Annotated in this window: 1 rRNA gene; it reads right to left on the bottom strand. The window is 56.7% G+C overall.

Features of this window, described 5'->3' with window-relative positions:
- Nucleotides 1-270 (bottom strand): 16S ribosomal RNA (locus ACTHSL_RS13655); the annotation flags it as partial.

Below are 270 nucleotides of genomic sequence, written 5' to 3'. Positions count from 1 at the left end.
GACTACCAGGGTATCTAATCCTGTTTGCTCCCCACGCTTTCGTGCCTCAGCGTCAGGTCTGGCCCAGCTGCCCGTCTTCACCATCGGCGTTCCAGTAGATATCTACGCATTTCACCGCTCCACCTACTGTTCCGGCAGCCCTTACCAGCCTCAAGCCCACCAGTATGCCCTGCTGTTCCACGGTTGAGCCGTGGGATTTCACAAAGCACTTGGTGAGCCGCCTACGCACCCTTTAAGCCCAGTGATTCCGATTAACGTTCGTGAGACTCG

Origin of the sequence: Neisseria sp. P0008.S010 (assembly GCF_051962715.1) — a bacterium.
Classification (GTDB): Bacteria; Pseudomonadota; Gammaproteobacteria; order Burkholderiales; family Neisseriaceae; genus Neisseria; species Neisseria elongata.
This window is presented reverse-complemented; position numbering and strand designations above follow the sequence as displayed.